Source organism: Saccharothrix ecbatanensis, from assembly GCF_014205015.1.
Lineage (GTDB): Bacteria > Actinomycetota > Actinomycetes > Mycobacteriales > Pseudonocardiaceae > Actinosynnema > Actinosynnema ecbatanense.
The window spans coordinates 7,675,101-7,699,854 of the sequence record NZ_JACHMO010000001.1 but is presented as its reverse complement, the minus strand read 5'-3'; the positions used below and the strand labels follow the sequence as shown (position 1 = coordinate 7,699,854).

At 69.4% G+C, this 24,754-nt stretch carries 25 protein-coding genes and 2 tRNA genes; 8 read left to right on the top strand and 19 right to left on the bottom strand.

All coding sequences use genetic code 11. From position 1 onward, the window contains the following. Nucleotides 1-17 precede the first annotated feature (17 nt). Entirely contained in the window at nucleotides 18-671 is a 654-nt protein-coding gene (locus F4560_RS33735; RefSeq protein ID WP_184927038.1) for a hypothetical protein, read from the top strand. A 70-nt stretch (nucleotides 672-741) separates the two neighbouring features. Here the strand turns inward: F4560_RS33735 and F4560_RS33730 are convergent, their stop codons facing one another. Both F4560_RS33730 and F4560_RS33725 read right to left on the bottom strand, forming a co-directional pair. Further along, entirely contained in the window at nucleotides 742-3,192 is a 2,451-nt protein-coding gene (locus tag F4560_RS33730) for a DUF8508 domain-containing protein (protein ID WP_312869634.1), read from the bottom strand. Nucleotides 3,193-3,587: 395 nt separating this feature from the next. After that, on the bottom strand, nucleotides 3,588-3,848 hold the full coding sequence (locus F4560_RS33725; protein WP_184927034.1) for a WGxxGxxG family protein: 261 nt from the start codon (nucleotides 3,846-3,848) through the stop codon (nucleotides 3,588-3,590). Nucleotides 3,849-4,090: 242 nt separating this feature from the next. On the opposite strand from F4560_RS33725, the gene F4560_RS33720 reads away from it, so the two are divergent. Further along, nucleotides 4,091-4,175, top strand: a tRNA-Ser gene (locus F4560_RS33720). A gap of 77 nt (nucleotides 4,176-4,252) precedes the next feature. Here F4560_RS33720 and F4560_RS33715 read toward each other — a convergent pair. From F4560_RS33715 to F4560_RS33645, 15 genes are all read right to left on the bottom strand, one after another. Beyond that, nucleotides 4,253-5,566: a tyrosine-type recombinase/integrase gene (locus F4560_RS33715; protein ID WP_184927032.1), complete on the bottom strand. Its 1,314-nt coding sequence runs from the start codon at nucleotides 5,564-5,566 to the stop codon at nucleotides 4,253-4,255. Between the two features lie 8 nt (nucleotides 5,567-5,574). Beyond that, nucleotides 5,575-5,877, bottom strand: coding sequence for a helix-turn-helix domain-containing protein (locus F4560_RS33710; protein WP_184927030.1), 303 nt, complete (start codon nucleotides 5,875-5,877; stop codon nucleotides 5,575-5,577). Continuing rightward, nucleotides 5,874-7,025 carry a DUF3631 domain-containing protein gene (locus F4560_RS33705; RefSeq protein WP_184927029.1) on the bottom strand — a complete coding sequence of 384 codons (1,152 nt, stop codon included), beginning with the start codon at nucleotides 7,023-7,025 and terminating at the stop codon, nucleotides 5,874-5,876. Before F4560_RS33705 ends, F4560_RS33710 begins: the two co-directional genes overlap by 4 nt. Continuing rightward, nucleotides 7,022-8,002, bottom strand: coding sequence for a DNA cytosine methyltransferase (locus F4560_RS33700; protein ID WP_184927028.1), 981 nt, complete (start codon nucleotides 8,000-8,002; stop codon nucleotides 7,022-7,024). Before F4560_RS33700 ends, F4560_RS33705 begins: the two co-directional genes overlap by 4 nt. Further along, nucleotides 7,999-8,352 carry a hypothetical protein gene (locus F4560_RS33695; RefSeq protein WP_184927027.1) on the bottom strand — a complete coding sequence of 118 codons (354 nt, stop codon included), beginning with the start codon at nucleotides 8,350-8,352 and terminating at the stop codon, nucleotides 7,999-8,001. Before F4560_RS33695 ends, F4560_RS33700 begins: the two co-directional genes overlap by 4 nt. Next, a complete protein-coding gene (locus F4560_RS33690; protein ID WP_184927026.1) occupies nucleotides 8,349-9,329 on the bottom strand; it encodes a bifunctional DNA primase/polymerase in 981 nt (326 codons plus the stop codon). Before F4560_RS33690 ends, F4560_RS33695 begins: the two co-directional genes overlap by 4 nt. A 104-nt stretch (nucleotides 9,330-9,433) precedes the next feature. Further along, complete coding sequence (locus F4560_RS33685) at nucleotides 9,434-10,258, bottom strand: hypothetical protein (protein ID WP_184927025.1); 825 nt, start codon at nucleotides 10,256-10,258, stop codon at nucleotides 9,434-9,436. 1 nt (nucleotide 10,259) lies between these two features. After that, complete coding sequence (locus F4560_RS33680; RefSeq protein WP_184927024.1) at nucleotides 10,260-10,550, bottom strand: hypothetical protein; 291 nt, start codon at nucleotides 10,548-10,550, stop codon at nucleotides 10,260-10,262. Nucleotides 10,551-10,702: 152 nt separating this feature from the next. Beyond that, nucleotides 10,703-12,949: a cell division protein FtsK gene (locus F4560_RS33675; RefSeq protein WP_184927022.1), complete on the bottom strand. Its 2,247-nt coding sequence runs from the start codon at nucleotides 12,947-12,949 to the stop codon at nucleotides 10,703-10,705. Further along, nucleotides 12,946-13,860, bottom strand: coding sequence for an ABC transporter permease (locus F4560_RS33670; RefSeq protein ID WP_184927020.1), 915 nt, complete (start codon nucleotides 13,858-13,860; stop codon nucleotides 12,946-12,948). The genes F4560_RS33675 and F4560_RS33670 overlap by 4 nt, the downstream gene beginning before the upstream one ends. After that, nucleotides 13,857-14,120, bottom strand: a complete 264-nt coding sequence (locus F4560_RS33665; protein WP_184927018.1) for a hypothetical protein — start codon at nucleotides 14,118-14,120, stop codon at nucleotides 13,857-13,859. Before F4560_RS33665 ends, F4560_RS33670 begins: the two co-directional genes overlap by 4 nt. Next, nucleotides 14,117-14,575 carry a hypothetical protein gene (locus tag F4560_RS33660; RefSeq protein ID WP_184927016.1) on the bottom strand — a complete coding sequence of 153 codons (459 nt, stop codon included), beginning with the start codon at nucleotides 14,573-14,575 and terminating at the stop codon, nucleotides 14,117-14,119. Before F4560_RS33660 ends, F4560_RS33665 begins: the two co-directional genes overlap by 4 nt. Then, the gene (locus F4560_RS33655; RefSeq protein WP_184927014.1) at nucleotides 14,575-15,039 is read right to left on the bottom strand and encodes an RRQRL motif-containing zinc-binding protein; all 465 of its coding nucleotides are present in this window, start codon (nucleotides 15,037-15,039) and stop codon (nucleotides 14,575-14,577) included. The genes F4560_RS33660 and F4560_RS33655 overlap by 1 nt, the downstream gene beginning before the upstream one ends. Beyond that, nucleotides 15,039-15,869: a DUF4097 family beta strand repeat-containing protein gene (locus tag F4560_RS33650; protein ID WP_184927012.1), complete on the bottom strand. Its 831-nt coding sequence runs from the start codon at nucleotides 15,867-15,869 to the stop codon at nucleotides 15,039-15,041. The genes F4560_RS33655 and F4560_RS33650 overlap by 1 nt, the downstream gene beginning before the upstream one ends. Beyond that, nucleotides 15,869-16,114, bottom strand: coding sequence for a hypothetical protein (locus F4560_RS33645; protein WP_184927010.1), 246 nt, complete (start codon nucleotides 16,112-16,114; stop codon nucleotides 15,869-15,871). Before F4560_RS33645 ends, F4560_RS33650 begins: the two co-directional genes overlap by 1 nt. A 153-nt stretch (nucleotides 16,115-16,267) precedes the next feature. On the opposite strand from F4560_RS33645, the gene F4560_RS33640 reads away from it, so the two are divergent. From F4560_RS33640 to F4560_RS33630, 3 genes are all read left to right on the top strand, one after another. Further along, on the top strand, nucleotides 16,268-17,152 hold the full coding sequence (locus F4560_RS33640; protein ID WP_312869633.1) for a GntR family transcriptional regulator: 885 nt from the start codon (nucleotides 16,268-16,270) through the stop codon (nucleotides 17,150-17,152). A 46-nt stretch (nucleotides 17,153-17,198) separates the two neighbouring features. Next, on the top strand, nucleotides 17,199-18,131 hold the full coding sequence (locus F4560_RS33635) for an NAD(P)-dependent oxidoreductase (RefSeq protein WP_312869632.1): 933 nt from the start codon (nucleotides 17,199-17,201) through the stop codon (nucleotides 18,129-18,131). A gap of 1,166 nt (nucleotides 18,132-19,297) precedes the next feature. Beyond that, nucleotides 19,298-19,380 (top strand) — tRNA-OTHER (locus F4560_RS33630). A 140-nt stretch (nucleotides 19,381-19,520) separates the two neighbouring features. Here F4560_RS33630 and F4560_RS33625 read toward each other — a convergent pair. Further along, nucleotides 19,521-19,982, bottom strand: a complete 462-nt coding sequence (locus F4560_RS33625) for a nucleoside deaminase (protein WP_376775371.1) — start codon at nucleotides 19,980-19,982, stop codon at nucleotides 19,521-19,523. After that, entirely contained in the window at nucleotides 19,979-20,467 is a 489-nt protein-coding gene (locus tag F4560_RS33620) for a tRNA adenosine deaminase-associated protein (RefSeq protein ID WP_184927008.1), read from the bottom strand. Before F4560_RS33620 ends, F4560_RS33625 begins: the two co-directional genes overlap by 4 nt. Before the next feature lie 89 nt (nucleotides 20,468-20,556). On the opposite strand from F4560_RS33620, the gene F4560_RS33615 reads away from it, so the two are divergent. The 3 genes from F4560_RS33615 (at nucleotide 20,557) to F4560_RS33605 (ending at nucleotide 24,694) form a co-directional block, all read left to right on the top strand. After that, on the top strand, nucleotides 20,557-21,792 hold the full coding sequence (locus F4560_RS33615; RefSeq protein ID WP_184927006.1) for a M20 metallopeptidase family protein: 1,236 nt from the start codon (nucleotides 20,557-20,559) through the stop codon (nucleotides 21,790-21,792). A 175-nt stretch (nucleotides 21,793-21,967) separates the two neighbouring features. Further along, nucleotides 21,968-22,918, top strand: a complete 951-nt coding sequence (locus F4560_RS33610) for a prephenate dehydrogenase (protein WP_184927004.1) — start codon at nucleotides 21,968-21,970, stop codon at nucleotides 22,916-22,918. Nucleotides 22,919-22,927: 9 nt separating this feature from the next. After that, the gene (locus tag F4560_RS33605; protein ID WP_184927002.1) at nucleotides 22,928-24,694 is read left to right on the top strand and encodes a fibronectin type III domain-containing protein; all 1,767 of its coding nucleotides are present in this window, start codon (nucleotides 22,928-22,930) and stop codon (nucleotides 24,692-24,694) included. Nucleotides 24,695-24,754 lie beyond the last annotated feature (60 nt).

Genomic DNA, 24,754 nt, shown 5'->3' with positions numbered 1-24,754 from the left:
ACTGGGAGGACATGCGCATGAGGATCGTCAAGACGGCCGTCGCCGCGTCACTGGCCGTTTCGGGCCTGCTCGCCGGCGTCGCCGTGGCACTGGCCCAGCCCGCAACCGAGGTCGCCGCGAGTGGCGCGCCGTCGTACCGGGCCACCACGTGGCACGCCGTCAACGTCCGGATCTGCCCCTCGACCGCGTGCCTGCCCGCCGCGGGAGGCCAGATCCCCGCAGGCACGACCACGGGGGTCTACTGCTGGGTGCACGGCGAGTCGGTCACGGACTTCGGCTACACCAACGACGTCTGGCTGAACGTCGGCAGGCAGGACGGCGGCAGCCAGTGGTCCAGCGCCATCTACTTCGTCGGCGACGACTACGCCAACCTGCCGGCTGAGGCGCGGTGCACCGACTCGCCCGCGCCTCCGACCACGACCAAGCCGGTACCGAGCACCACGGTCAAGCCCGAGCCGACCGTCACCACCAAGCCCGTGCCGAGCACCACTGCCATGCCCGAACCCACCGCCAGCACCCGGCCTGAGCCGACCGTCACCCCCGGGCCCACTGTGACCACCAGGCCCGTCCCCAGCACCACCGCCGCCCCCAGCACCACCGCCGCCCCCAGCACGACGGCCAGGCCCGAGCCCGTTCCGACCAGCGCGCCCGCGGCGCCCGTTCGGAACTGACGCCCGGCCGACACAACGGAAAAGGCCCCCTCGGACGCGATGTCCGAGGGGGCCTTCCCGCTGCTCAGGTCTACGACCGAGGCAGGTGCTCGACGAAGTCCTCCAGCTGGAACAGCAGCCGGTCGACGTTCGCGTTGCCGGTGCTCGGGCGCACCTTCACGACCTGCGGGTCGTGGTCGCTCGCCTGGTCGGCGAACTCGGCGTTGATGTGCACCACGTCGTAGCGGTACCGGGTGATGTTCGCGCTGATCAGGATGTGGTCCAGGGTCTGCGAGTTGCCCTCGAACACGTAGCTGTACCGCTCGGCCGCGGGCAGGGTGTCGATCAGGGCCACCACGTCGCCCTTGCCGGTCAGTGTCTTGACGACCGGCGAGAACTGGTAGTCGTTGATGTCACCCGCGAGGACCACGTTGGCGCCCGGGTCGACCGCCTTCACCTGGTCCACGAAGCCGCGCAGCAGTGCGGCCTGCTCGGCCCGCTGCACCTCGGAACCGCGCACGGGCTCCTGGTAACGGCCGTGCATGGCCTGGTCGCCACCCTTGGAGGCGAAGTGGTTCCCGACCACGAACACCGTGCGACCGCGGAACTTGAACTCGCCGGCCAGCGGCTTGCGGCTGGACTCCCACGCCGGGTCGGCGGGCGCGATGCGGCCCGGCGACACGGACAGCGCGGCCCGGCCGTGCTGGCGCACCACCGACACCGCCGTGGTGGCGTCGCCGCCCGGACGGTCCACGAAGGACACCCGCGCCGGGTTGAACAGGAACGCCACCCGGATGTTGCCGCCCGGCTGGCCGCCGTCCTGCTTGTTCTGCGGGTCGATCTGGCGCCACTGGTAGCGCGGACCGCCGGCGGCCGCGATGGTCTCTGTGAACTTGGCGAACGTCGCGTCCGCCGCCACCGTGCCGTCGTCGGTCGGGCCGTTGTCGTCCTGGATCTCCTCCAGCACCACCACGTCCGGGCTCTTGAGGTTGTTCACGACGGCGGCGCCGAGGCGGTCGAACTTCGCCTGGTCGTTGGTGGCGGCCAGGTTCTCCACGTTGTACGTGGCCACCGACAGCTCGTGCATGCGCTGCGCGTCCGTGACCTCCGGCGTGATGCCGCCGGAGACGTGCTCGCCGACCGTCTTCGTGGCCAGGGTGTAGCCGCCGAAGTTGGTGTACTCGACGTTGCCGACCGTCGTGCCGCGCCACACGTCGCCGACGTTGCTGGTCTGCGGCGTGGCGGCGGCGGGCTTGACCTTGATCCGGCCGCTGTTGGGCTGGTCGTAGCCGAGGTAGATCGTGCCGCCGCGGGGGGTCGGGTTCTGGGTCGCGTTGGCGGTGATCCAGCTCTCGCCGAAGCTGTTCGTCGGTCCGACCACGCGGGCGTCGTTCACCTGGACGTACATGCCCTCGCGGGACTCGTAGTAGTCCTGGCCGTAGGTCGCCGGGTCGAGCGGGAGGGCCTCGATGCTGCCGCCGCCCGCCGTGGGCAGGTAGCCGGCCGGGGGGTTCAGGGTCTCCGGCGCCGGCAGGGCGTTGCCCTTGGACTTCACGGTGACGGTGGCGCCGGTGATCTCGGTGAGCGTCTGGTTGGAGTTGCTCGCCGCGTCACCGCCGGGCCGGTACTCGGCGATGGCGCCGGAGACCAGCACCTCGTCACCGGGCTCCACGGTCGGGGCGAGGGCGGCGGTGTAGACGAACACGCCCTCGCTGGTGCGCGGGTCGGTGTCCGGGGCGGTGTCCTGGATCCAGAAGCCGCGGTCGCCGAACGAGCGGGTCGCGGTGACGACGCCGGGGACGCCGGCGACCTTCTGGCCGACCAGCGGCGAGATGCGGGTGGTGCCCTGGATGTCGCGGATCCGCTTGTCGCCGGGCTCCGGTTCCGGGTCGGGATCGGGGTTGCCCGGGCCCTGGCCGGCGGCGTTGACGGGGGTCGGCGCGCCGACGGTGAAGTCGACCGAGTTGTTGTCGGTGTCGGTCAGCGCGGCCCGGGCGGCGGAGGTCGTGTTGCTCGGGTTCGCGGTCGGCGCGGTCTCCCGGACGACGGTGGACGAGCCGTAGCCGACCAGGTCGCGGACGCGCGTGTCGGCGGCGCAGTCCGCGGCCGTCTTGCAGGTCAACGCGGTGGTCTCGGTGACGAGGGCGATCGTGCCGCCGGAGCCGCCCATGGCGATGGTGCCGGTGACGTCCGGCGCGGGCAGTTCGACGGTGCCGCCGGCGCCCTTGGACTGGGCGATCAGGAAGCGGCCGGCGGGGGCGATCGCGCCGGTCAGCGGGGTGACCTGCCACTGGCTGGTCGCGCTCGCACTGGCCGGCAGGTACTGCACGCTCCAGCCGTCGACGTTCACCGGCGCGGTGCCGGCGTTGGCCAGTTCGACGAAGTCCTGGGTCAGCGTCGCGCCGGAGTTGCCGCCACCGCCGTAGACCTCGGCGATGAGCGCGTCCGGACTGGGTGCCGCGTGGATCGGCGTCGCCAGGGCGAGCGTGACGGCCGAGGCGGCGGTGACGGCCAGTCCGACGCGGAGCGGGGTAGATCTCAACGGGTCCTCCGTATTTGGCGGGTGCGCGCATCCTCCCCGGATCGAGTGAACGGCGGAAGACACCGTCACTAACTGTTGACCCTTGCCCTTCACTCGAACGTGTGTTCGAGAATAGGGTAGGGTCATGGCCGTGCCCTCCCGGTGGCCCTCCCAGCGCCGGCTCGGCACGGAACGCACGACAGGGGCGCCGACCCGGCCTGACGAGGCTCGGATCGGCGCCCATGTGCGTTCGCGGCTCAGAGCAGGACGTTGAGCAGCACCGTGAGGAGGACGGAGATCACGATGGACACCAGCAGCATCGTGAGGCACCCGGCGCCGCCGCCCATGAAACGCACTTCCGTGTTCCCGAAACGCATCACCCACCACCGGGCTCGAAGGTCGGCTTAACGGCCGTTTCAGCGATCGGTGACCGGACGATCGGTGACCGTGCCGGGCTGTGCGTGCTGCTTGCGGCCGCCGAGACCGGCCAAGCCCAAGAGCCCGAGGAGGCCGAGCAGGCCCCAGTAGTTGCCGCCGCCGCCGTCGTCGTGCCGCTCCTCCTGTGCCGCGACCACACCGACGGACGCACCCGTCCCGCTCGTGTCCGCCAACGCCGGAGCGCCTGCCAACGTCGTGCCGAGCACCGCCGCCACCACGAGAGCCTTCGCCGTCTTCATGTGCTGTGCCTCTTCCTTCACAGGTCGGTTCTCTGCCAGGGCACGCGGATACCTTCGCGCCGAGCGTCGAACCTCCCGCTCCACCGGCTCACCCTTCTGGACGAAGGAAATCCGCCGACCGTGCGATCTCCGCCGGATCACCGGCGTCGCCGACTCGGCGAAGGCCAACTGCTCCGACCAGCCCTCACCACCACCCCGACCCCCGTTAGGCCCGGCCGCGGCGGTCTTGTATTGTTCTCGGCGGTGGCGTGTCCGAGCGGCCGAAGGAGCACGCCTCGAAAGCGTGTGAGGTGAAAGCCTCCGTGGGTTCAAATCCCACCGCCACCGCTGCTCAGAGCCCCGGTTGCCGATCATGGCAACCGGGGCTCTGACGTTCGGTGGCATTCCTGGTGGCAATTGCCCTGCTACGCGGCCGGTGCGGGCTCCCCGGTGGCGTCTCCCCCGTCACCGTCGTCGGTGGTCTCCGACGACTCCTCGGCGGGCTTCCAGAGCAGCCCTCCGACCCGCTCCGCCACGTCCCGGCGGATCGCGGCGGTGATGTGCTGGTACCGAGCTGCCATCGCGGTGTTCGACCAACCCATGATGCCCATCACGGTCCGCTCGGCGACCCGGAGCAGCAGCAGCACCGTTGCTGCGGTGTGTCGGGCGTCGTGCAGACGGCCGTCCGGCACGTTCGCGGCTTCGACCAGCCGTTTCCACTCGTCGTAATCCGAACGCGGGTTGAGCGGTGCGCCGGTCGGCGTGGTGAACACATAGCCGGTGTCAGTCCACAGGTCGGCAGCCTTCTCCCGTTCCCGGTCCTGCTCGGCCTGGTGAAGCTTGAGCAGCCTCACCAACTCATCCGGCAGACCTATCCCGCGCTTACCTGCGGCCGACTTCGTCCCTGCCGTCTCGGGACGGACCGGAACCCTGTTCGGGCAGTACCCGCCGTACTTCTTGCCGCACGGCCTGGCGCACCCGTGCTGCCACTTTGGGCGCAGCCTGTTCCGACGGACCGTGAGCGTCCCGACCTCCAAATTCACGTCCGACCAGCGCAAGCCGAGTGCTTCACCCTGCCGAAGTCCGAGCGCCAACGCGATAGCCCACCGCACACTGTTGCGTCGCTTCTGGGCTGTCTCCAACAGCGCCTTGACTTGCTCCACGGTGTACGGCTCGACCTCGATTTCCTCGACCTTCGGTGCCTTGGCTTCCAACGCCGGATTCCCGGTCAAGTGCTTCCGCCGCACGGCGACGTTTAGCGCAGCCCGGACGGTCCGGTGGACCTGGTGCACAGTTGCCGCGCTCGTGGTCGGACCGAACTTCGTCTTCTGCTTCATGATCTTGCGGTAAAGCTTTTCGAGGTGTTCCGGCTGCAACTTGTCCAGCCTGTGAGCGCCGATTCCGGGCACCAGGTGAACGCGCACCGCCACTTCGTACGCGCTGTAGGCGTTCTCCGTGACGACCGGCGGGGCAACAATGTTGTCCAGCCAGTGCTTGAGCCACGTTTCAACGGTCCAGTTCTGCCCCGCCTTCCGGACGCGTCCCTCGTCCCGCTCCTTCTCCAGCTTGCGGACCTTGTCAGTGACCTCGGACTGGCTCTGACCACGGACGTGCCTACGGTCCGGCCTGCCGTTGTCCTTGACTCCGACCGTGACGTAGCCGTGCCAGCACTTGTCTTTCTCGCTGTAGTAGATGCTCGATCGACCGTTGGAGTTTCGAGTCTTCTTCTCGCGCGGCACCTGGTCTCCTACGCAGCCGGTTGGGTAGAGGTCTGCTCGGCGACCAGCCGAGCGGCGTAACGGTCGATCGAGTCCACGTGGACTCGGCGCAGACGGCCGATCAATACCGATTCGAGGTCCCCCGACTTCACCAGCTCATACGCCTTCGTCTTGCCGATACCCAGTCGCTCAGCGGCTTCCTCAACGGTGAGCAGAACGCGTGTCGGCATCGACCGCTGTGTGGGCACCTCGACCGCCGGTTGAGCCGTCATCAGGACCGTCAATCGTGCGATCAGATCGGCGATTTCGGCGTTGCGACCATCCCTGTTCATTCGGCACCTCCGGGAATCTCAGCGGGCAGGTAACGCGACCAGGCGTCCGCCAAACCGACCTGTTCCACCTGGGTGAAGGTGGGATAGGCGACGTAGCCCTTGGCGTTCATGCCGTTGTGCTTGAACGTCAACGGAGCTACCTGGTAGAGGCTCAATTCCTTGGCGAGTCGCTGTGCGTCGAGCGGTTTTCCGTTCACGTCGGACCACGGGCCGTCATCGATTGCGCGGAGGCGCGCCACGATTTCGGCGCTGTGCATCCTGTCCGTGCCGTCCGCTGTGAACAGCGTCCGGAGGTCGGCCAGCAAGCGGACACCGAGTGAGGGCGTGGTCTTCTGGTCGAACACGAAGTGGCTGCACGCGGCCCGCGCGGTCGTCGGCCAGTGCCCGCCCGCTTCCTCGGCGATCGCCAGCAGTGGTTCCCAGATTTCGGCCGGTCGGTCGTCCACACCGGGCGGCATCTGCGGTTCCGCATCGACCAGCCGTTCACCGATGCCGGTCGCCCAGGTGCTCAGCGCGTCCCGGATCGGTTCGGCCTGCCGGATGACCTTTGCTTCCCGGTAGGACTCGACCTTTTCGTCGTGGCGACGGCGGCGCAGGTGGATGGTGATGGCGCGGGTGGTGATGGTGTCGGGCATCCGTCCGGCGAGTCCTGCCAGCGCGGTTGGCGCGAAAATCGGGAGGCGTTCCACTGTGAACCCGGTTGCCGGGTCGCCCTTGGTCTTCGGCACGGTGGCGGTGCGCTTGTAGCCGAGGTTGAGCATCTGGCGGACGTCTTCGTTGCCCCCACCACCTGCGCCGAAGATGGTGTCCACCTCGTCCATGAGGACGGTGATCGGTCCGGCCGCGACCATGCGGACGAGCGCGGCGGCTGATCCTCCGGCGGTCATCTCGGGTTCCCTGGTGAGGTGCTGTGCGATCTCCAGCACGCGGGTCTTGCCCGATCCTGGTTCCGGTGAGGACAGGATCAGCCGGGGCGTGATGTAGAAGGCGTCGGCGACCCAGGTGTGCGCGTACCAGAGCGCGAGCATCGGGGCGCAGTGCTCGTGCGGGAACGCGGAGAAGCGCGCCACGAAGTCGCGGACCTGGTCGAGGATGACGTGACCGGGCAGAGGGGGTGCGGTCGGGACTGCACGTAGCGCGGCGGTCATGCGACGTTCTCCTTTGTGCGTGCGCGGTAGGCGGCTTGTCGGCAGGCTTGGGAGCAGTGGCGTGGCCACCGGCCGGTGGCGGGGCGGGTGAGTGGCTTGCCGCAGTGGCAGTTGCGGGTGGTGACGGAACCCCTGAGCTCACGGGATTGGTCACCTGCGTCTGCGGGGGATGCGTCACGTGCTGACGCTTCCCACCGGTGCGTTTCGCCACGGGGTGACGTTTGCGCCCTGGGCGACGACGTAAGCGCCCTGGGCGACGACGTAAGCGCCCTGGGCGCTTCCGTCACGGGCTTGGTGTGGCGTCGTGCGTGGCCGATGAGCTGAGTGCCGAGCCAGAACGTGTAGGCGGGTGGGATGGCCTGGGTGAGGTTGGGCCAGGGCATCCAGTCGATTCCCATCGCGATCCGGCCTGTCTCGGTCGGGGTGCCGGGTGACGTATCCCCGGCGCCGGGGTTTCGTGACGGTTCCCTGTCGACGGGGTTTCGTCCTCTGCGTTGGCCGTAGGAGCCGTAGACCGGCACGGCCGGTGCGCTGCGGTCGTGGTGGCACGGGGTGCCGTGCAGGTCGAGGTTGGACTCGAACAGCCGGTGTCGGCGGACGCCCAGGCGCAGCGTGTCGCCGCAGATGGTGATGGGCTCGATGAGGGGTGATCCGGGGACGTTCTCGATGACGTAGCCCCACACGTCACCACGGGCCACCGCCTCACGCAGACGCTGCCGGATCGGCTCGACAAGGTCGGGGTGGTCGTGGCGTCGGCTGGTCGGCGTGGCCTGAGACCAACGCTGACACGGCGGTGACGCCGCGATCACGTCGTAGCCGGACAGGTCCACGGTGAGGGCGTCGGCCTGGATGAACGGGAACGGGTAGTGCGGCTGCGGTTCGATGTCGACGCCGGTCACGTCGAACCCTGCGGCGTGGTACCCGGCGGACGCGCCCCCGGCGCAGCAGAACAGGTCCAGCAGACGCGGGCGGCTCATGCGGCACCCCATTCGTGGTCGAACTGGGCTTTGGCGTTGGTTGCGATCTCTTCGGGGGTGAAGTACTCGCGCTGCCAGTTCCACCACCGCGTCAGCTCGACGTAGATCCACACCCGTGCGAGACCGTGTCGGTCGGTGATGGCGGGGTCGGGGTTGGTGGCGTAGCGATCGGTGGGGAGGTAGCGGCGTTCGGCGGCGCAGGGGTGGCCGATCCAGTACCGGCCGCGCCTGGTGGCGGCGCGGGCGGCCAACCAGTCCGCGTAGAAGAACCACTGGCGGTGCTTGGGTCCGCCTTCCAACGCGACCAGCAGCGTGCGCGGGTCGGTGAAGTGCGCGGGACGGCCGGTCATGCCGCACCCCGTGTCGTGGCCGGTGCGTGGCGGGGCTTGGTCGCGCCTTCGCGCAGTCCGTTGTGGATGGTGCGCAGCGCTTCGCGGTCGGTGCAGCCGCAGCCGCCGTTGACGATGTGCTGTGCGGCGGTGAGCAGTTCCGACTCTGCTGTAGCCGAGGGGAGCAGGCCTCCGCCGACGAGTTGCCCGAGTGCGAACGCGGCCACGAACAGGGTGCTCATGTGCGTGCCTGAGGTGGCCTGTGCGACGCGGTGACGCTCACCCCTGACAGCCGCGTCCACGTAGGCGGGCAGTCGCTCAGTGCGGCTCACAACGGGCGCTGTGCGGGCTGCTACGGGCCTGGGAGTGAGGCGGTGGAGTAACCAGGTGGGCAGGTCGGCCGGGGGAAGGTCGCAGTCGACCCAGTAGGAGCCGTGTTCGGTGATCGACCAAGGGCCGACGACGTAGCCGCCCCACGCGCGGGTGTCGACCTTCCACCCCAACCCGTTGCCCAGCTCCCCGACCGTGTTGCCGAGTCGCACGCCGTGCGGGGCGCGGAAGTACAGGTGTGTTCCGCCGCGCGCGGTCCGGACGGTGAACGTCTCGGTCGGCACCGGCTGTCCGGCGTCGGCGCACACCAACCGGAACGCGTCGTGCCCGTCCCGCGCCCCCCTCCGGCTCCAGCCGTCCGGGGGCACGTCGTCGGGTGACTTCGGCGTGTCCATGTCGACCACCAGCAGCCCGGACGGGCCACAGGCGATACCGAGGTTCCACGGGGCGACCGACCAGCACGCGCGGATCCGGTCGGGGTCGGTGGTGGCGCGCTGTTCGGGCTTGAGGTGTCCGTCACGGCAGATCCCGGTGCGCGGGCACCGCTTCTCGCTGTGCAGCGCGGGGCGCTTGGTGCCGACACGGAGCGGGAAGACGTGGAAGCCCTGTTCAGCGGCGATCAGGGCGTTGCGTAGGACCGTGTCCCGGTCCTGGATAGGGAGATCCATGCTGTGTCTCCTGTGGACGGAGAGCGGGTTGGCTGGTGACTCACGCGAGGGACGGGGGTGGTCACGTCCCCCGCGTGAGCTGCTTCGTGTGGTCAGTCCGTGCGTCAGTCGTCGGACGTGTCGTTGCCGGTGGCGCGCTTGCGGGCGCGCGTCCTGCGCATACGGGCACGTAGATCGGCCTGCGCCGCTTCGTGCAGGCCCTCACCCCGAGAAGGGCTTGCGGCCTTGGCCGGGGTGGGTCGGACGTCCCTGTCGACGTTGCCGGTCACGTCCCCTGTGCTGCCTGCGGCGGGGTGGGTGTCGGCCGGTCGGTGGGTGACGTCGGCTTGGCTGTCGACGGTGGCGTTGCCGGTGGCGCTGTCCACGTCGGGGACGGTGAAGCTCTGCGAGCGGCCGACGTGGTAGGTGCTGCGCCGTTGGTCGAGGTCGCCGTGGTGTACAGAGTCCGGGTCACGGTCGGCACGGCGGGTCGACCGCTCCGACCGGCGCTTGGCCCGGTCGGTGTCCTTGCCGGTGGGCGTGGTGGCGCGGCCGGTGCCGGTGCGGATGTTGATCCTGGTGGTGTCGCCGATGTTGACGACGTCGCCGTAGGTGTAGACGTTGCCGTGGACTGTGCCGACCTGGTTGAAGGCGTCGCCCTGGTCCTGGGTGCCGGTGTCTTGTGTGGACGACTGTCCCGTGGTGGCGTCCGGGGTCACGTCCCCCGGCTGGTCTGGGATGTCGTTGTGGCCCATGGTGTTCTTGGCCTTCTCGTGTGCGTCGCGTGCCTCGGCGAGTCGTTGCCGGGCGGTGTCGATGGCGGCTTGGTCTCCGGTGGCGGTGGCGTTCCGCAGGTGCTTGCGGGCGCGGGAGACGGCTTTACGGGTCCTCTGGGTGGCGCGGCTGCTGGTCTTGCCGCCCTTGCAGCGGCGTCCGCCTGCACGGCACATGTCACGTCCCCTGGTTGCGCTGTGAGTTGGGGTTGCGTCGGTGGTCGCGGCGGTTGCGCCGGGTGCGGGTGAAGGCGTTCCACGCCTTGCGGCCGATGCGCAGCCGCATCCCGCTGCCGCCGCAGCGGCGGCAGGGCCGGTAGGCGCGGATGACGCGCGACTTGTGGTGACCTGCGCCGGAGCAGGCGCGGCAGCGCTTGAATGGCCAGACCGCGCACGACACGGCGTAACCGAGCGTGACGACTAGTGTCAGCAGGATCGGGCTTGTGATGATCGTCGTGAGGGGGTCCACGGGAGGCCTCCGGGTCGGTTTTCGGGTGCGCGAGACCAACGCCGCTAGGTACTAGGGCGCTGATCAGGTGTGTTGTGTGGTGCTAGCGGGGGCGCTAGGTCTAGCGGGGTGTGGTGCTAGACCTAGCGCCGTTCCGCAGGGAGCGGCGGTGGCTACTTGCCGTCGCGCTCCGTGATGGCTGCTGTGATGTGGGCGCGTTCGACGCCGCGCCGGTTGGCTCCCTTGCCGGTGGCGGGGTCGGTGCCCCACACCTGGCCGGTGCCGACGCCGTAGGGCTTGAGCGCGGCCGAGAGCTGCATGGCCTTGCCCTTGCCGTCCTGTTCGGCCCACGGCCCGTAGATGGCGGGTCGGAGGTCGGCGAGACCGTCCACGATGGACTCCGACCACATCTTGTCCGCCGCGCCCATCGCGGTGAGCACGTCGGCCAGCAGCGTGGACGCGGTGTCGTTGTCGTCCACTGTGGTGTCCAGCCCTGCGGCGTAGCCGGTGAGCAGCCCTGCGGCTGTGCGCAGTGCCCGTGCTCTGCCCGCGATGGTCTCCGCCGCCGGGCCGTCGATGTAGACGCCCTTGACCGTGGTGGTCTCGTCGGTGACGCCCTTGAGCAGACCGATTCCCTTGTCGGAGAACGAGAACTGCGTGGCGCGCTCTCCGTTCTTGTAGGACGACGTGCCCAACACCATGTCGTTGGCGGTCTGTCCTGTCACCTTGAGGCAGAACCGGAACACGGCGTTGTCGCTGATCTGGGTGGGGATGGACTTCGAGTCCGGCCGCTGCGTGGCCAGGAGCAGCACGATGCCGGTGGCCGGGCCGCGCTTGACCAGGTCGGTGCAGATTTCCTCGAACTCCGCGCCGTGGTCGGGGTGTTCGAACCACACCTGGCACTCGTCCGCGCCGATCACGATGGGGTGCAGCCGCAGGGACTGCTTCGACGCCAGCGCCGACGTGACCTTGTTCTCCGGGCACAGGTCCTTGGGCAGTTCCCGGATCACCTTGGTGCGGCGGCGCATCTCCTCCCGCAGTGCCCGCAGGTCGGCCAGGGCGTACGCGATGTCCTCCGGGTCGTCACCGGCCCGGTAGCGGTGCGACACCAGGGCGAGTGGGGACAGGTCGCCGGTGCCCTTGAGGTCGTAGGTGTGCAGCTCGCTGCGCGGGTCCAACCCGGCGATGATCAGCAGTTCCCGCAGTGTGAAGGTCTTGCCCATGCGGGGGATCGCGCCGATGACGCCGGACACGAACATGAGCACGATCTCGACCCACCGGCCGCGTACGTCGGTGCCGAACGGCTGCGGCTTGAACAGGTCGATCGCGGCACCCTTGGCCAGCGGCCACGTGGGCTGCTTGGCCTTGGACATGTCACGGTCCCCCACCCACAGCACGAGCTGACCGGGGTGGCCGTTGGCGTTGTGCTCCGGCCACACGCACCCGAGCGGACGCCCCAGGCCGGACGCGAGCTTCTCCCGGCGCTCGACAACCTCGGTCGCGGTGACACCACCGGGTAGTTCCACGTCCGCGCGCCAACCGGGTCCGTCGCGGGTGATGGGCGCGGTGAACCCGATGGCCTGCTGGCCGTGCTTGGCGACAGGCCCGTTGATCCCGGCGATACCCAGCGAGGTCAACGCCCGGACCACCACGTCCGAGGTGAGCTTGGCGGCCTGCGCGCCGATCACCGCACGGCCCGCGACGGGCTTGTCCGCCGGGGTGCCGAGCTTGCCGAGAATGCCCAGCGCAACCATGCCGCAGACCCAGGTGACCCACCCCGGCGTCACCTCGGGGAGCACCATGAACAGCAGCACCCCGAGGGTGGACCCGACCAGCAGCAGGATCGTGCGCAGTCGGACCCGCGCGTCACGCTCGTGCACGAGCTTGAGGTACTTCTCGGCCTCACCCCGGACCGCCATCTCCCGACGCAGTGGACGGCCCTCCGCGTCCGAGACCCACCGGCCGGTCGCGGCCAGCAGCAGCACCGCGCCCTGCGGGGACCGGGCAGCGAGCTTGAGCAGGTACAGCGGCGCACGGACCGCGTGGTAGCCGGTGGCGTGCGCGTAGTGCCGCGCCACCCACCCTGCGGTCTGCTTCGCCTCCGACACCGTGCGCAGGTAGCCGGGAACGATCGGCAACCGCTCGGTCTCCCGCAGCCGCGCCACCCAGTCGCCATCGCTCGCGCTACCGGGCTGGTCGACCAGCGTCACGGGCCGCTCACCAGCGGGGGCGTCGTCCTCGACCAACTCCGCGTCCAGGACTTCCGGTGCCCGTTCCACGTCGGCACCCGGCGACTCTTCCGTGGTGTGCGCGGTGGTGGAGTCGGTGGGGCGCAGCGGGTAGACGTTGCCGGTCGCGGCCGACATCTCGGGCCGTTCGTCGGGGTCGGGCGTGCCGACCATCGTCGTCGTGACGCTCATCGGGTCACCTCCGCGTCGTCGTCCTGGTCGTGGAGCAGGTGGGTCAAGGCAGCGCCGCAGCCGAGAACGACCACGGGCAGGCACGACACGAAGGTGGTGATCCACCACGGCGCGACGGTGATCCCTGCCGCGACCATCAGGTGATAGGCCACCTGACCGGCCGCGCCCAACACCAGCGAGCCGATCGCGGACGCACGGGCGAACCTGCGCGCCTTCACCGACCTGGTGCCACCGGACAGCCACACCCGCAACGCGTACGCCGCGTAGGCCTCCACACCGATCGGCAACGTGATCGCAGAGTTGATGACGAACCCGTCCGCGATGCCGGGCAGCAGCCGGATCGGGCCGAAACCGGTCAGCTCACCCAGACCCACCCAGCCACCCCAGATGGCCACGAACGCGCCCACCGCCAGCAACAGCAGCGGCCACGACCGCACCGGCTTCACCCTGGCGTCAGGGGTGGTCGACTGGTGACGTTTCCCCGCCGGCGGAGTTTCGTCCCGCGCGCCGGCCGTGTCCGCGGCGGGGCTTTCGTCCCCCGTATCGGCCGACACGGCGTCCGGCTGGACCGGGGTCGCGACCTCGGTCACCTCGGAGTCGACCGCCACCGGCTGGGTGTCGAGTGGGAGTGACGCTTGCGCCCTGGGCTCTTCCGTCACCGGCGTGGCGGGCGTGGTCTCGGACGGGACAGCGTGCAACCGGCGGGCCGGAACCTCAACGTCGGCGACCTCCGGGCGGGTCGGGTCGAACCCGGCGTCGGTGAGCGCGGCCAGCACCGCAGTGGCCTTGGGCGCACCCACCTTGAACTCGGTCTTGATCCTGTTGCGGGACGGCATCTCGCCCAGCTCGATCGCGCGGGCCTTGACCTTCTCCGTGAGCGTGTCGACCGGGGTCGGGTACGCACTGGTCATCGGGTCACCTCCTGACGACGCAGCCGCATCACACGGCGCGGGGAACGGGCGGGCTGGAACACCACGAACGCGGCGGTGATCAGCGCGCACAGCGCCATCACCACGACCACGTCGCTACCGCCGTGCGCGGCCAGCGCCCACAGCGCGCACGCGGTCAGCGCGGCCGACACCACAACGCGCCACAACAGCACCGCCACCACGACCGTGAGAGCGGCCAGCAGCACGAACGGCAACGGGTAGGTGGTGATCAGGTCGCTCATCGCTCCACCACCACAGGTCCCGTGGGCTTCAAGCCCTCCGGCCAGTCGGCGGACTCGACCGCGTCGTGGATCCGGCGGCAGGCGCGCTGTGCGGCCTCACGCGCCTCCGGGGTGTTGGGCTCGATGTCGAAGGCGAAACCGGTGTCGTCGCACGACGTGCTGAACTCCACGTCCCTGGTGACGTCTACCGGGGTGTCGACGGTGGCGGGGTCGGTGCCCTGCCCCGTGACCGGGTGACAGGCCGCGACCAGCCAGACGGCGGTCACGGCAAGCGCGACGGTGGCGATCCGGCGCACACCACGCCGGGGACTGGTCTGGTCACGCGATGTCCTGTGGGACATGCTGGTCATCTCCTGACTCACGTGATGGGTGCTGGAGACCCGGACCGGCGGTGTCTTCTTGGCCGGAGTCGGCCGCCGGTCTGGGGCGTTCAGGAACACGAGTCGGAGGCTCATCACGCGGCCTCCGCCCAGTCGTCGGCCGTACCGCAGTCGACGGTGTCGCTCACGGCGGTCTCGGCCGCGAAGCACGGCCAGCACAAGCCGGTGCTGGTCGGCAGCACGTACAGCGGGTCCTTGCCGCAGATGCGGCAGATGCGGCGGGCGAGGTTGGCCTTGGCCAACGCGGTCCACTTGGCCGGTGTCATCGGCCGGACCGGAGCGGCCTTCTCGATCAGGTACAGCGACGCGAACGACGTCTTCCCGGACGCGTTGTGCCGCACGTAGAGCACCGCCACCGGGTCCTGCCCGTTGGGCCGTAAGCCCATGGCGCGCAACTGCCGGTAAGTGGCCAGCTTGGCGCGAGGGGCGCAGCCGTAGGACAGCAGTGGCAACCCGTCGTGCGTGCCCCGCGTGTACTGCGGACCATCGGCCCACGGCACCGACGCGGTCAGCACCCACGGGAACGTCTTGCCCGCCATCACGCACGCTCCGTCCGGTTGCGCACGCGGCCGGACACCGTGCGGGTGTTGCTGGCGACCAGCACACCGGGGCCACTGCTGACGGTGATGTCACCGGACACCGACCGGGCGTCCACACCGGACGGCTCCACCGCGTGGACCGTCACGTCCCCGGACACCGCGCGCACCTGCGCGGTCCCTGCCAACTCCGCGATGTCGACGTCACCCGACGTCGTGGTCAACGTGACGTCGCGGGCCGCGCCGACCTCGACATCACCGGAGACGCTGCGCACCTGGGCGAACCCCACACGGGCGACGCTCACGTCACCGGAGGTGGTCTCGACGTCGAGGTTGTCCACGCGGTTCGCGGTCAGGTCACCGGCCAGCGACCGGAACCGCAGGCTGCGCACCTGCCCCGTGACCACGACCGGCGCGGTCCGGGTGTCCAGGGCCAGCGTCGAACCGAGCGGCAAGCGGGCGACCACACGGACACCGCCCCCGGTCTGGACGACGGTCGCACCGGTCCCGCTGATCACGCGGCCGTTGACGATCGTGACGCCAACGACGTTGACGACGTCGCCGAACATCTGGATCACAGCACCACGGGACTGAATGACGGTCGTGCCGCCGTTCACGCCGTGAGGACGCGGCACCCGCACGGCGAGCCGGTCAGCGGTCTCGGCAACCTCGGTGTCGGCGATCAACCGCGCGGCGGTCGAGTCGCCGAACTCCATCGGCGAGAGCGTCACCTCGGCGACGTCGCGGCCTTCCTCCAAGTGCACCTCGACGTGGCCGAGCGCGACGTCCAACGCGAGCTGAACGGGACCAGTGGAGTGGGTGATGGTGCGCATCACGCGGCCTCCGTCCCGGCAGCGGCGGACACCATGTCTGACACGGCCAGGACTCGGACCGTGCTGGACAAGGTGCGCTCCACGTAGCGGCGGCCCCACCTGTTCCACGCCGGGCCGTCCACCAGCCGCGACGTCGGCGACGGCATCTCCGCCAACTCGTCATCGACGGCGCTGATCAGGGCGTCGATCACCTCTTCGGTCAACCCGTCCGGGCTGAACCGGGCTTCGTCTTCCTCGAACTGCATCGGGTCTTCCTCTCCGTGTGGTCGCCGTTACATCCAGCGACGAGAGGAAGCTAACAGTTGATATGACATCAGGTCAACTGTTAGGTCGAACCTGGCCACAAGAAGGGCATCTACCTGCACAAACGCCCGCAGGGACGCTGTTAGGTGACTGGTATGCTGCTGGCTCGGGGACTGAGCACCGGAGGTGGCATGTCAGGCCAGAGCCCTCGCGTAGCGCGAGCGGAGTCGCTGCACCAGCAGGTAGCCCGGAACATCCGGAACCAGATTGCGGCGGGAGTACTCCGTGATGGCCAATCGTTGCCTTCGACGCGTGACCTTGCCCGCGAGTGGGGAGTTAGCGTCTTCACGATTAGCGAAGCAATGAAGCTTCTGGCGAGTGAGAACGTAATCGTTAGCAAGCCTCGGGCTGGGCGTGTCGTTAATGCGCCAGAACAGGCCGAACGGCACGAGGTTCGGACGGATTCGCCGCGTGTACTGCTTGTCGGCGGTTACGCCGGGAGTGGCAAAACGGAACTTGGTCGGGTATTGGCGCGCGAAACCGGTTGGTCCATGTTGGACAAGGACACGCTGACTCGACCGGTCGTAGAGGCCGCATTGGAACTACTGGGGCAGTCGCCGCACGACCGAGAGTCCGAGGAGTACGTATCACGAATTCGTCCGCGCGAATACGAAGCACTGATCAACGCAATGACAGAGAACGTACAATGCGGAAACAGTGCGATCGTTACAGCGCCGTTCATCAAAGAGTTTAACGACGTCGCGTGGCTGAACAGGATAGAGGCGTCGTGTATCGACATGGGTGCAACGCTATCAATCGTATGGGTGCATTGTGACGCGGAAACCATGCACACCTATATCCGCCATCGTGGTGCGGCGCGCGATTCGTTCAAGCTGGACAACTGGTCAAGCTACGTATCGTCGATAGACATCGGCTTCCGTCCGCCGGTGCCGCACTCGACTATTGACAACAGTGCGTCGGGCGCTCCCCTGCAACGCCAGGCCCGCGAACTGGTCGGCATGGTTATGACTCAACGGTGATCGGCGTCCTGCTGCTGTGTCCGCACTGATCAAAGGAAGGTTGGTCGTGAGCGCTGTAACGGTCCTAGTCAGTAATGAGCAGGATGACGAGGTTGGCAGGGAGCTACTGTCCGCCATTCCGACTCTGAATGTGGTCGCCTACGACCCGACCGCTTCGAAGCTAACGGATGTGCAAAGTGCAGCAGACGTCCTGATCCCACCGTACCGGAGCAGCCACCGGCCTATTCGCCTACTGGGGCAACTGTCGAACCTGCGAATGGTTCAGCTACTTTCGGCGGGAGTGGATGAATGGTCGGACCACGTAGCTAGCGGTGTGACGCTGGCTAGTGCCCGTGGAGCGCACGCCGGTCCGGTGTCCGAGTGGGTCCTGTCGGCCATCCTTGCGCAATTTCGCCAGTGGCCAGCGCTGGTGAGATTCCAGGACAACGGCATTTGGGCTCACCGACGCTTCGAGGCGGACACCCTTTCAGGCAAGCGCGTTCTGATCGTCGGTGCAGGTAGCATCGGCATGGCTGTGGCGAAGCGGCTTTCAGCGTTCGATGCTGTGTCGACTCTGGTAGCACGTACTGCGCGGGATGGTGTTCACGCCACCGATGATCTGCCTGAGCTGATTGGCGGTCATAACGTCGTAGTGATAACCGCACCGTTGACTGAGGAGACGCACCACTTGGTCGATGTGAAGTTCCTCAGTGCGATGGACGATGGCGCATTGTTGGTCAACGTTGGGCGTGGCCAGATTGTGGATACGGCTGCGTTGGTAACCGAGCTTCAGGCCGGACGGCTACGAGCGGCACTAGATGTAACCGACCCTGAACCACTGCCTGCCGATCACCCTCTCTGGTCTTGCACTGGAGCAATTATCAGCCCGCACTCAGCCCGAACGGTCCCTGGGACTAACCAGCTCTGCTACGCAGTGGCAGCAGAGCAGATCGTGTCCTTTGTCGCAGGCAGTGTGCCGTCGAACGCTGCGCGCAGGTGAGGCGGCTTGCCGATCGGATCGGGTAGCCGCCAGGTGGGTGCCTTGTTGCCGACACGCGGCGAGAGGTCCGCTTGGCGTGGCTTAGCGAGGAAGACGGCTGTAGCCGAAGGGGCGACTGCCTGTCTCCCATAGCCCGTAACACCCGTAACCGCCGTAACCGCGCTGGTCAGGCGGTTACGGGTGCCTTGTGGTGGCCATAACCGGGTCGGTCAAGCCGTAACCGGTGACGGGTGGCGCGACCGGGCCGTAACCGTCTGACCTGCATGGTTACGGCGGTTACGGGTGTTACGCCTTCTGAGGAACACACACTGGCCGCAACAGCGGCCACCCCCTGACGCGTGTGGCTGGGGCGAGCCAGGTCGGCGGGATGGACACGAAGCACTCTTGTCAATCACGGCTGACTTCGTCGCGCCTGGACCGCCGGGTGTCCGTTGCGCTCTGTCGAAGGTCGTCGACTTGCGAGACCGAAGTGAACCGAATGTAAACGGCCATCTGCGGGGTAAAGTCGCAGCGTATGAAGTGTCTTCCCCGCGCAAGCGGGGGTGTTCCGCTGCGGTGGCGGGACCTTCAGGCGTGGTGGCGGGTCTTCCCCGCGCAAGCGGGGGTGTTCCCGCCGTGGCGATCCTGGCCGAGCAGCGGATCGGGTCTTCCCCGCGCAAGCGGGGGTGTTCCGGACCCCACGGTGGAAGCCAAAGGGCTGGGCGGGTCTTCCCCGCGCAGGCGGGGTGTTCCGGAAGTCCTCATGCCGTTGGCGGACCTCAACCGGTTTTCCCCGCTCAAGTGGGGGCGGCTGCCTGTCTCCCATAGCCCGTAACACCCGTAACCGCCGTAACCGCGCTGATCAGACGGTTACGGGTGCCTTGTGGTGGCCACACCCGGGTCGGTCAAGCCGTAACCGGTGACCGGCGGCGCGACCGGGCCGTAACCGTCTGACCTGCATGGTTACGGCGGTTACGGGTGTTACGCCTTCTGAGGAACACACACTGGCCGCAACAGCGGCCACCCCCCGGCTACAGCCGCCCTTGCGCCCGGAGGCTGTCCACAGTGGATGGTTGTGTCGGGCAGAGCGGTTCACCGTGGTTGCATTCGTGGTGGCGTTCGCTGACGATCGCGCGTGTTCGTGGACAACCGCCGCACCTCGCTGGCCTGCACAAACAGTTGTCACGTGCGGTGCCGGTCGGTGGTTCGCAGACCTCGAAAGCGTGTGAGGTGAAAGCCTCCGTGGGTTCAAATCCCACCGCCACCGCAGATGAGAGCCCCGCTCACCACCAGGTGAGCGGGGCTCTTTCGCGTCGGTGCGGGGTGACGGCGGTGCGGGGTGACGGCGGTGCGGCGTGACGGCGGTGCGGCGTGACGGCGATCGGCGTCGAATCAGAGTCGGATGCCGGGTCACATGTCGGCGAAGAAGGACTCCATCAGCGCCGCGCACCGGTCCTCCAGGACACCGCCGACCACTTCGGGCCGGTGGTTGAGGCGGCGGTCGCGGACTACGTCCCAGAGGGAGCCGACGGCTCCGGTGCGGGGTTCCCAGGCGCCGAAGACGACGCGCGACACTCGGGCCAGTACCAGGGCGCCGGCGCACATGGTGCACGGTTCGACCGTCACGGCGAGAGTGCAGCCGGTGAGCCGCCAGCCGTCGCCGTAGGCCGCCGCGGCGGCACGGAGGGCCAGGACCTCGGCGTGCGCGGTCGGGTCGCCCAGGGCTTCGCGGGCGTTGCAGGCCCTGGCCAGTTCGGCGCCGTCCGGTGCGTAGACGACCGCGCCGATCGGGATGTCGCCGGTCCTCGGCGCCAGGGCGGCGACTTCGAGGGCGGCTTCGACCAGGGTCTCGTCCGGCACGTGAGCCGTCACGCCTGCATGCTGTCCAGCAGCTTGGTGAACTCGTCGCCGAAGCCGCACCGCTGCGCGATCATCTGCAACTGCTCGTCCGGGTACAGGTCGACCTCGTCCACGACCACCTGCATCTCGTGCTGCGGCATGCCCAGGTCGGCGAGCACCGCGAGGTCGCCCTCCGGCCACAGCTCGTCGTCCTCCTCGTCGGGCGGATCCACCCGGAGCAGGTCGAGCACGTCCGCGGCGATGTCGTAGTCGAGCGCGGCCGCCGCGTCGGACAGGAGCAGCGACACCCCGCCGGGCACCGGGCGCAGGACGATGAAGAACTCGTCGTCCACCGCCAGCAACCCGAAGACGGCGCCGGTCGACCTCAGTTGGCGCAGTTCCGTGATGGCCGCGTCGAGCTCGGACAGGGCTGAGCTGTCCATCTTGCTGCACCGCCAGCGTCCGTCTTCACGAACCACTGCGACAGCGAAGCCGTTGACCGGCTCCTCGTGTGCCATGTGCACACCGTAGGGCCACGCCCGGGTACCCGGTAGCACGGGGGCCTCGGCCACGGGCATGGGGGGCCGAGCGATGCCACTATCGTGGGATGAGCACAACTCTGCCGAACGCACGGATGACCACCCTGGAGCCCCGGTTCACCGGGCTGGTGGAGGCCGCCCGAGCCCTCCAGCCCAGGACAGTGGCGTTGCGACGGCAAGTGCACCGGCACCCGGAGCAGGGCTTGGACCTGCCCGCGACCCAGGCCGCCATCCAGCACGCGCTGTCCGGCCTGCCCCTCGATGTGACCACCGGCACGTCCAGCAGCTCGGTCACCGCGGTGCTGCGCGGCGGCAAGCCCGGACCGACCGTCCTGCTGCGCGGCGACATGGACGCCCTGCCGCTCCAGGAGGAGACCGGCCTGGCCTACGCCTCCGAGATCGACGGCTCCATGCACGCCTGTGGTCACGACACGCACGTCGCGATGCTCGCCTCCTCCGCTCGCCTCCTGTCCTCCCGCCGGGACGCGCTGGCCGGCCAGGTCGTGTTCATGTTCCAACCCGGTGAAGAGGGTCAGCACGGCGCGCGGCACATGCTCGACGAGGGCGTGCTGGACGCGGCGGGCACGCCGGTGGAGAAGGCGTTCGCCCTGCACATCACCTCGACGCTCCAGTCCGGCGTCGTCGTCTCCCGGTCCGGCCCGACGATGGCCTCGGCGGACACGTTCCACATCACCGTCAAGGGCCGCGGCGGCCACGGCGGCATGCCGCACGACGCGATCGACCCCGTGCCGCCCGCCGCCGCCATGGTCGGCGCGCTCCAGACGATGGTCGCCCGGCGGGTCAGCGTGCACCACCCCGCCGTGGTCACCATCGCCCGGATCGTCGCGGGCACGACCACCAACATCATCCCGGAGACCGCCCTGGTCGAGGGCACCATCCGGACGCTGTCCGAGGACACCCGGACGCTGGTGCACCGCGAACTCCAGCAGGTCGCCAAGCACGTCGCCGCCGCGCACGGCTGCACGGCGCAGGTGGAGATCGTGCCCGGCTACCCCGTCACGGTGAACGACGACGTCGTCGGCCCGCACGTCGTCGACGTCACGACGGCGGCCCTCGGCGCGCGGTGGGCAGCCCACATGGACGACCCGCTGATGGGCGCGGAGGACTTCTCCTACGTGCTGCAACGGGTGCCGGGCGCGATCGCCTTCCTGGGCGCCTGCCCGCGCGGGGTCGAACTGGCCCAGGCGGAGCCGAACCACTCGAGCCGGGTGCTCTTCGACGAAGCCGCGATGGAGCACGGAGTCGTCGTCTACACCGCGTTCGCGCTGGACGCCCTGAGGTAGGAGGGCCGGTCCGGGAGTCGCGGAGGGGTCGGGTCGGGGCTGTGGTGGTGTTCATGGCTTCGACCTTGCCCAGGTCGGGGTGGGAGCGCGATGGGCGTTCGCCGATCTGTGGACAACTGCCGGGCCTGTGGACAGGTGGAGGGAATCCGCGGTCCGCGCCGGCAGGATGGGCGACGTGCGAAGCGTCTGCGTGGTCGGGCTCGGGTTGATCGGTGGTTCGGTGTTGCGCGCGGCAGCCGCCGCTGGGCGCGTGGCCTGGGGCGCGACAGCGTCCGACAAGGACGCCGAGGCCGCCCGGCAGGACGGCTACGACGTGGTCGGCCTCGCCGAAGCCCTCGAACGCGCGCACGAGCAGGACGCGCTGGTCGTCGTCGCCGTGCCGATGCCGGCGGTGGAAGAAGTGCTGCGCGCGCTGCCCGAAGGCGTCCGCCTCACCGACGTGGTCAGCGTCAAGGGCCCGGTCGCCGACCTGGTCGAACGGGTCGCGCCGCACGCCCGGTACGTCGGCGGCCACCCCATGGCCGGCACCGCCGCCTCCGGCTGGACCGCGGGCAGCGGAACCCTCTTCGAGGACGCCGCCTGGGTCGTCACCGCGGAGGACGAGGCCGACCTCGACGTCCTCACCGACGTCGTCGAACTCGCCCTGGCCGCGAAAGCGCACGTCGTACCCACCACCGCCGCCGAGCACGACGCCGCCGTCGCCCGCATCTCCCACCTGCCGCACCTGCTCGCCGCCGTGCTGGCCAGCGTCGGCGCGGACGGCGGACCGCTGGCCCTGTCGCTGGCCGCGGGCTCGTTCGGCGACGGAACGCGCGTCGCCGGCAGCCGCCCGGAACTCGTCCGCGCGATGTGCGAGGGCAACCGGAGCGCCCTGCTGGACGCCGTGGACGACGCGCTCGGCAGGCTCGGCGCGGCCCGCGGCTCCCTCGCCTCCACCGGCGGCCTGGCCAAGACCATCGAAGCCGGTCACACCGCCCGCCTGGCCCTCCAGAACCAGCCGCCGCTCACCGACCTGACCATCGACCTGACCGCGCCCGACGCCCACGCGGCCTTGCGGCGACTGGGCTCACGAGGAGGCCGAATCGTTGGGCTGAACGGCACAACCGCCCGCGCTCGCACGCCGTAGGGTGCTCCGGTGGAGCGGAGGAAACTCATCGCGCTGGTCGGCGGCTTAGCCCTCCTCGGCGGCGCGGTCGTGGTGCTGCGCAACGAATCCGCTCCCCCGGCGCCCAAGGCGTTCGAGCGGTTCCTGGCCGAAGGCATCGAGTACGTCCCGGACACGCAGCGGGTCGCCCGCCCCTCCGACCTGACCCTCACCGCGCTGGACCGGACCAGCCTGCGGGTGCGCTGGACCGCCACCGAAGGCCTCGGCTACGGCGGCTTCGAGGTGCGCTGGGGCGGCAAGACCCGCCTGGTCCAGGGCACCGAGACCGAGCTGACCGACCTCGACGCGAACGCCGACGTCAAGGTCGAGGTCCGCGCGCTGGACGGGCTGGGCAACCGGTCCGAACCGGCCACCGCGAACGCCGTGCCCCGCCTCGCCTACGACGACACGTGGATGGACGGGCTGGTGATGCCGGTCGACGTGTTCGACGGCCCGGAGGCGTTGAACCCGCGCCGGTGGCGTGTCCTGGACGGCGGCAACACCGACTGCCTCGGGCTGCGCCCGCTCAACGGCAAGCGGCTGGAGATCAGCTGCGACCGCGTCGACCTCCAGTCGAACGTGCCGCTGCGGTTCGGCATGCCCCAGCCGGACGGCGCGATTGGCCGGGTCGTGCTCGGCACCGATGGCCCGGCGGCCGTCCGGCCCGGTGAGAGCGAGCTGATGATCGCCCTGCTGCCCGAGCCGTTCGACGACCTCGGCCCCCTGGCCGAACCGTTCCCGCCGGGCGCGGTCGTCCTGCGCGTCTCGCCGTTCGGCGCGCGCTTCGACCTCGTCAGCGACGTCCCGTCCACCGACAACCCGCCATCGTTGTCCGGCACGTTCCCGCCGCCGACGCCTGGCGTCCGGCACCGCTGGGAACTGCGCGTCCTGCCCGACGCGGTGGCGGCGTTCCGCGACGGCTTCGAGGTGGCGCGGGCGCCGGTGGTGGTGCCGTGGACGGAGGCGTGGCCGCGTCTGGCGTTCCGGCTGGCGCAGAACACCCGGCTGGACATGTTCGGGGTCGGCGGCGCGCCGAGCGGCCCGGTCCCGTCCTCCGTGGTGCCGCTCGGTCCCGGCATCCAGGAGGACGGCGCGGCGTCCCTCGGCAACGTGCCGAACTCGCGGCTGGAGGGCGCGTCGTCGGTGCGCGTGGTCGCGTCCGTGGTCGCCGAACGGGCCGCGCCGATCACCGTCGAGCTGGGCACGCGGTCCGCGCCGGCCGTGTTCATGCCGCCGGACCGGGGGCTTCACCCGACCCGCGCCTCCGTCGTCTACGCCGATTTCCCGCTGCCGTCACCGGACCCGAACCCCAAGGTGCGGCTGCGGTCCGACGGCACCGTCACGGTGTACGAATCGCACCTCGTCGTCGCCGACGGGCAGGACGCCCGCCGCCCGCTGCCCCGCCTCACCGACCGCGCACGTCCCGACCCGAGGGTCCCCTCGCCGACCGTGTCCGTCCTGCACGAGTCCGCGGGCGGCGTCACGTTCCCACGCGGGGGCAAGGTCCGCGTGACGGTCGAGCTGCCCGACCCGGAGGCGCAGGAGATCGCCGCGATCAAGGGCCTGGAGATGGACCTCGACGGCGAGAAGGTCGTCATGTTGCCCACGAACGGGTCGGCCGGCGGTCGGCACGAGTTCCTGCTGGACCTGACCGACGTGTCCACCGGCCGCCACGAGCTGGTGGTGCGAGTGCTCCCGGTGGAGCAGCGGTGGGGCGTGCGGTCGCAGGAACAGAGCTTCGAGATCCGGCCTTTGTAGTGCTTGTTGGTCTCGGGTCCGCAACGAGATGGTGACGCCGATCACCACGCCACCTAGCTT

Coding starts and splice junctions, on each gene's coding strand:
- F4560_RS33675 (WP_184927022.1), bottom strand. CDS start 12,949: ATGAGCGTCACGACGACGATGGTCGGCACGCCCGACCCCGACGAACGG.
- F4560_RS33620 (WP_184927008.1), bottom strand. CDS start 20,467: ATGGCACACGAGGAGCCGGTCAACGGCTTCGCTGTCGCAGTGGTTCGT.
- F4560_RS33665 (WP_184927018.1), bottom strand. CDS start 14,120: ATGAGCGACCTGATCACCACCTACCCGTTGCCGTTCGTGCTGCTGGCC.
- F4560_RS33660 (WP_184927016.1), bottom strand. CDS start 14,575: ATGAGCCTCCGACTCGTGTTCCTGAACGCCCCAGACCGGCGGCCGACT.
- F4560_RS33725 (WP_184927034.1), bottom strand. CDS start 3,848: ATGAAGACGGCGAAGGCTCTCGTGGTGGCGGCGGTGCTCGGCACGACG.
- F4560_RS33645 (WP_184927010.1), bottom strand. CDS start 16,114: ATGCAGTTCGAGGAAGACGAAGCCCGGTTCAGCCCGGACGGGTTGACC.
- F4560_RS33655 (WP_184927014.1), bottom strand. CDS start 15,039: ATGGCGGGCAAGACGTTCCCGTGGGTGCTGACCGCGTCGGTGCCGTGG.
- F4560_RS33650 (WP_184927012.1), bottom strand. CDS start 15,869: ATGCGCACCATCACCCACTCCACTGGTCCCGTTCAGCTCGCGTTGGAC.
- F4560_RS33735 (WP_184927038.1), top strand. CDS start 18: ATGAGGATCGTCAAGACGGCCGTCGCCGCGTCACTGGCCGTTTCGGGC.
- F4560_RS33670 (WP_184927020.1), bottom strand. CDS start 13,860: ATGACCAGTGCGTACCCGACCCCGGTCGACACGCTCACGGAGAAGGTC.
- F4560_RS33700 (WP_184927028.1), bottom strand. CDS start 8,002: ATGAGCCGCCCGCGTCTGCTGGACCTGTTCTGCTGCGCCGGGGGCGCG.
- F4560_RS33690 (WP_184927026.1), bottom strand. CDS start 9,329: ATGGATCTCCCTATCCAGGACCGGGACACGGTCCTACGCAACGCCCTG.
- F4560_RS33685 (WP_184927025.1), bottom strand. CDS start 10,258: ATGTGCCGTGCAGGCGGACGCCGCTGCAAGGGCGGCAAGACCAGCAGC.
- F4560_RS33695 (WP_184927027.1), bottom strand. CDS start 8,352: ATGACCGGCCGTCCCGCGCACTTCACCGACCCGCGCACGCTGCTGGTC.
- F4560_RS33710 (WP_184927030.1), bottom strand. CDS start 5,877: ATGAACAGGGATGGTCGCAACGCCGAAATCGCCGATCTGATCGCACGA.
- F4560_RS33615 (WP_184927006.1), top strand. CDS start 20,557: ATGAGCACAACTCTGCCGAACGCACGGATGACCACCCTGGAGCCCCGG.
- F4560_RS33640 (WP_312869633.1), top strand. CDS start 16,268: ATGCTGCTGGCTCGGGGACTGAGCACCGGAGGTGGCATGTCAGGCCAG.
- F4560_RS33705 (WP_184927029.1), bottom strand. CDS start 7,025: ATGACCGCCGCGCTACGTGCAGTCCCGACCGCACCCCCTCTGCCCGGT.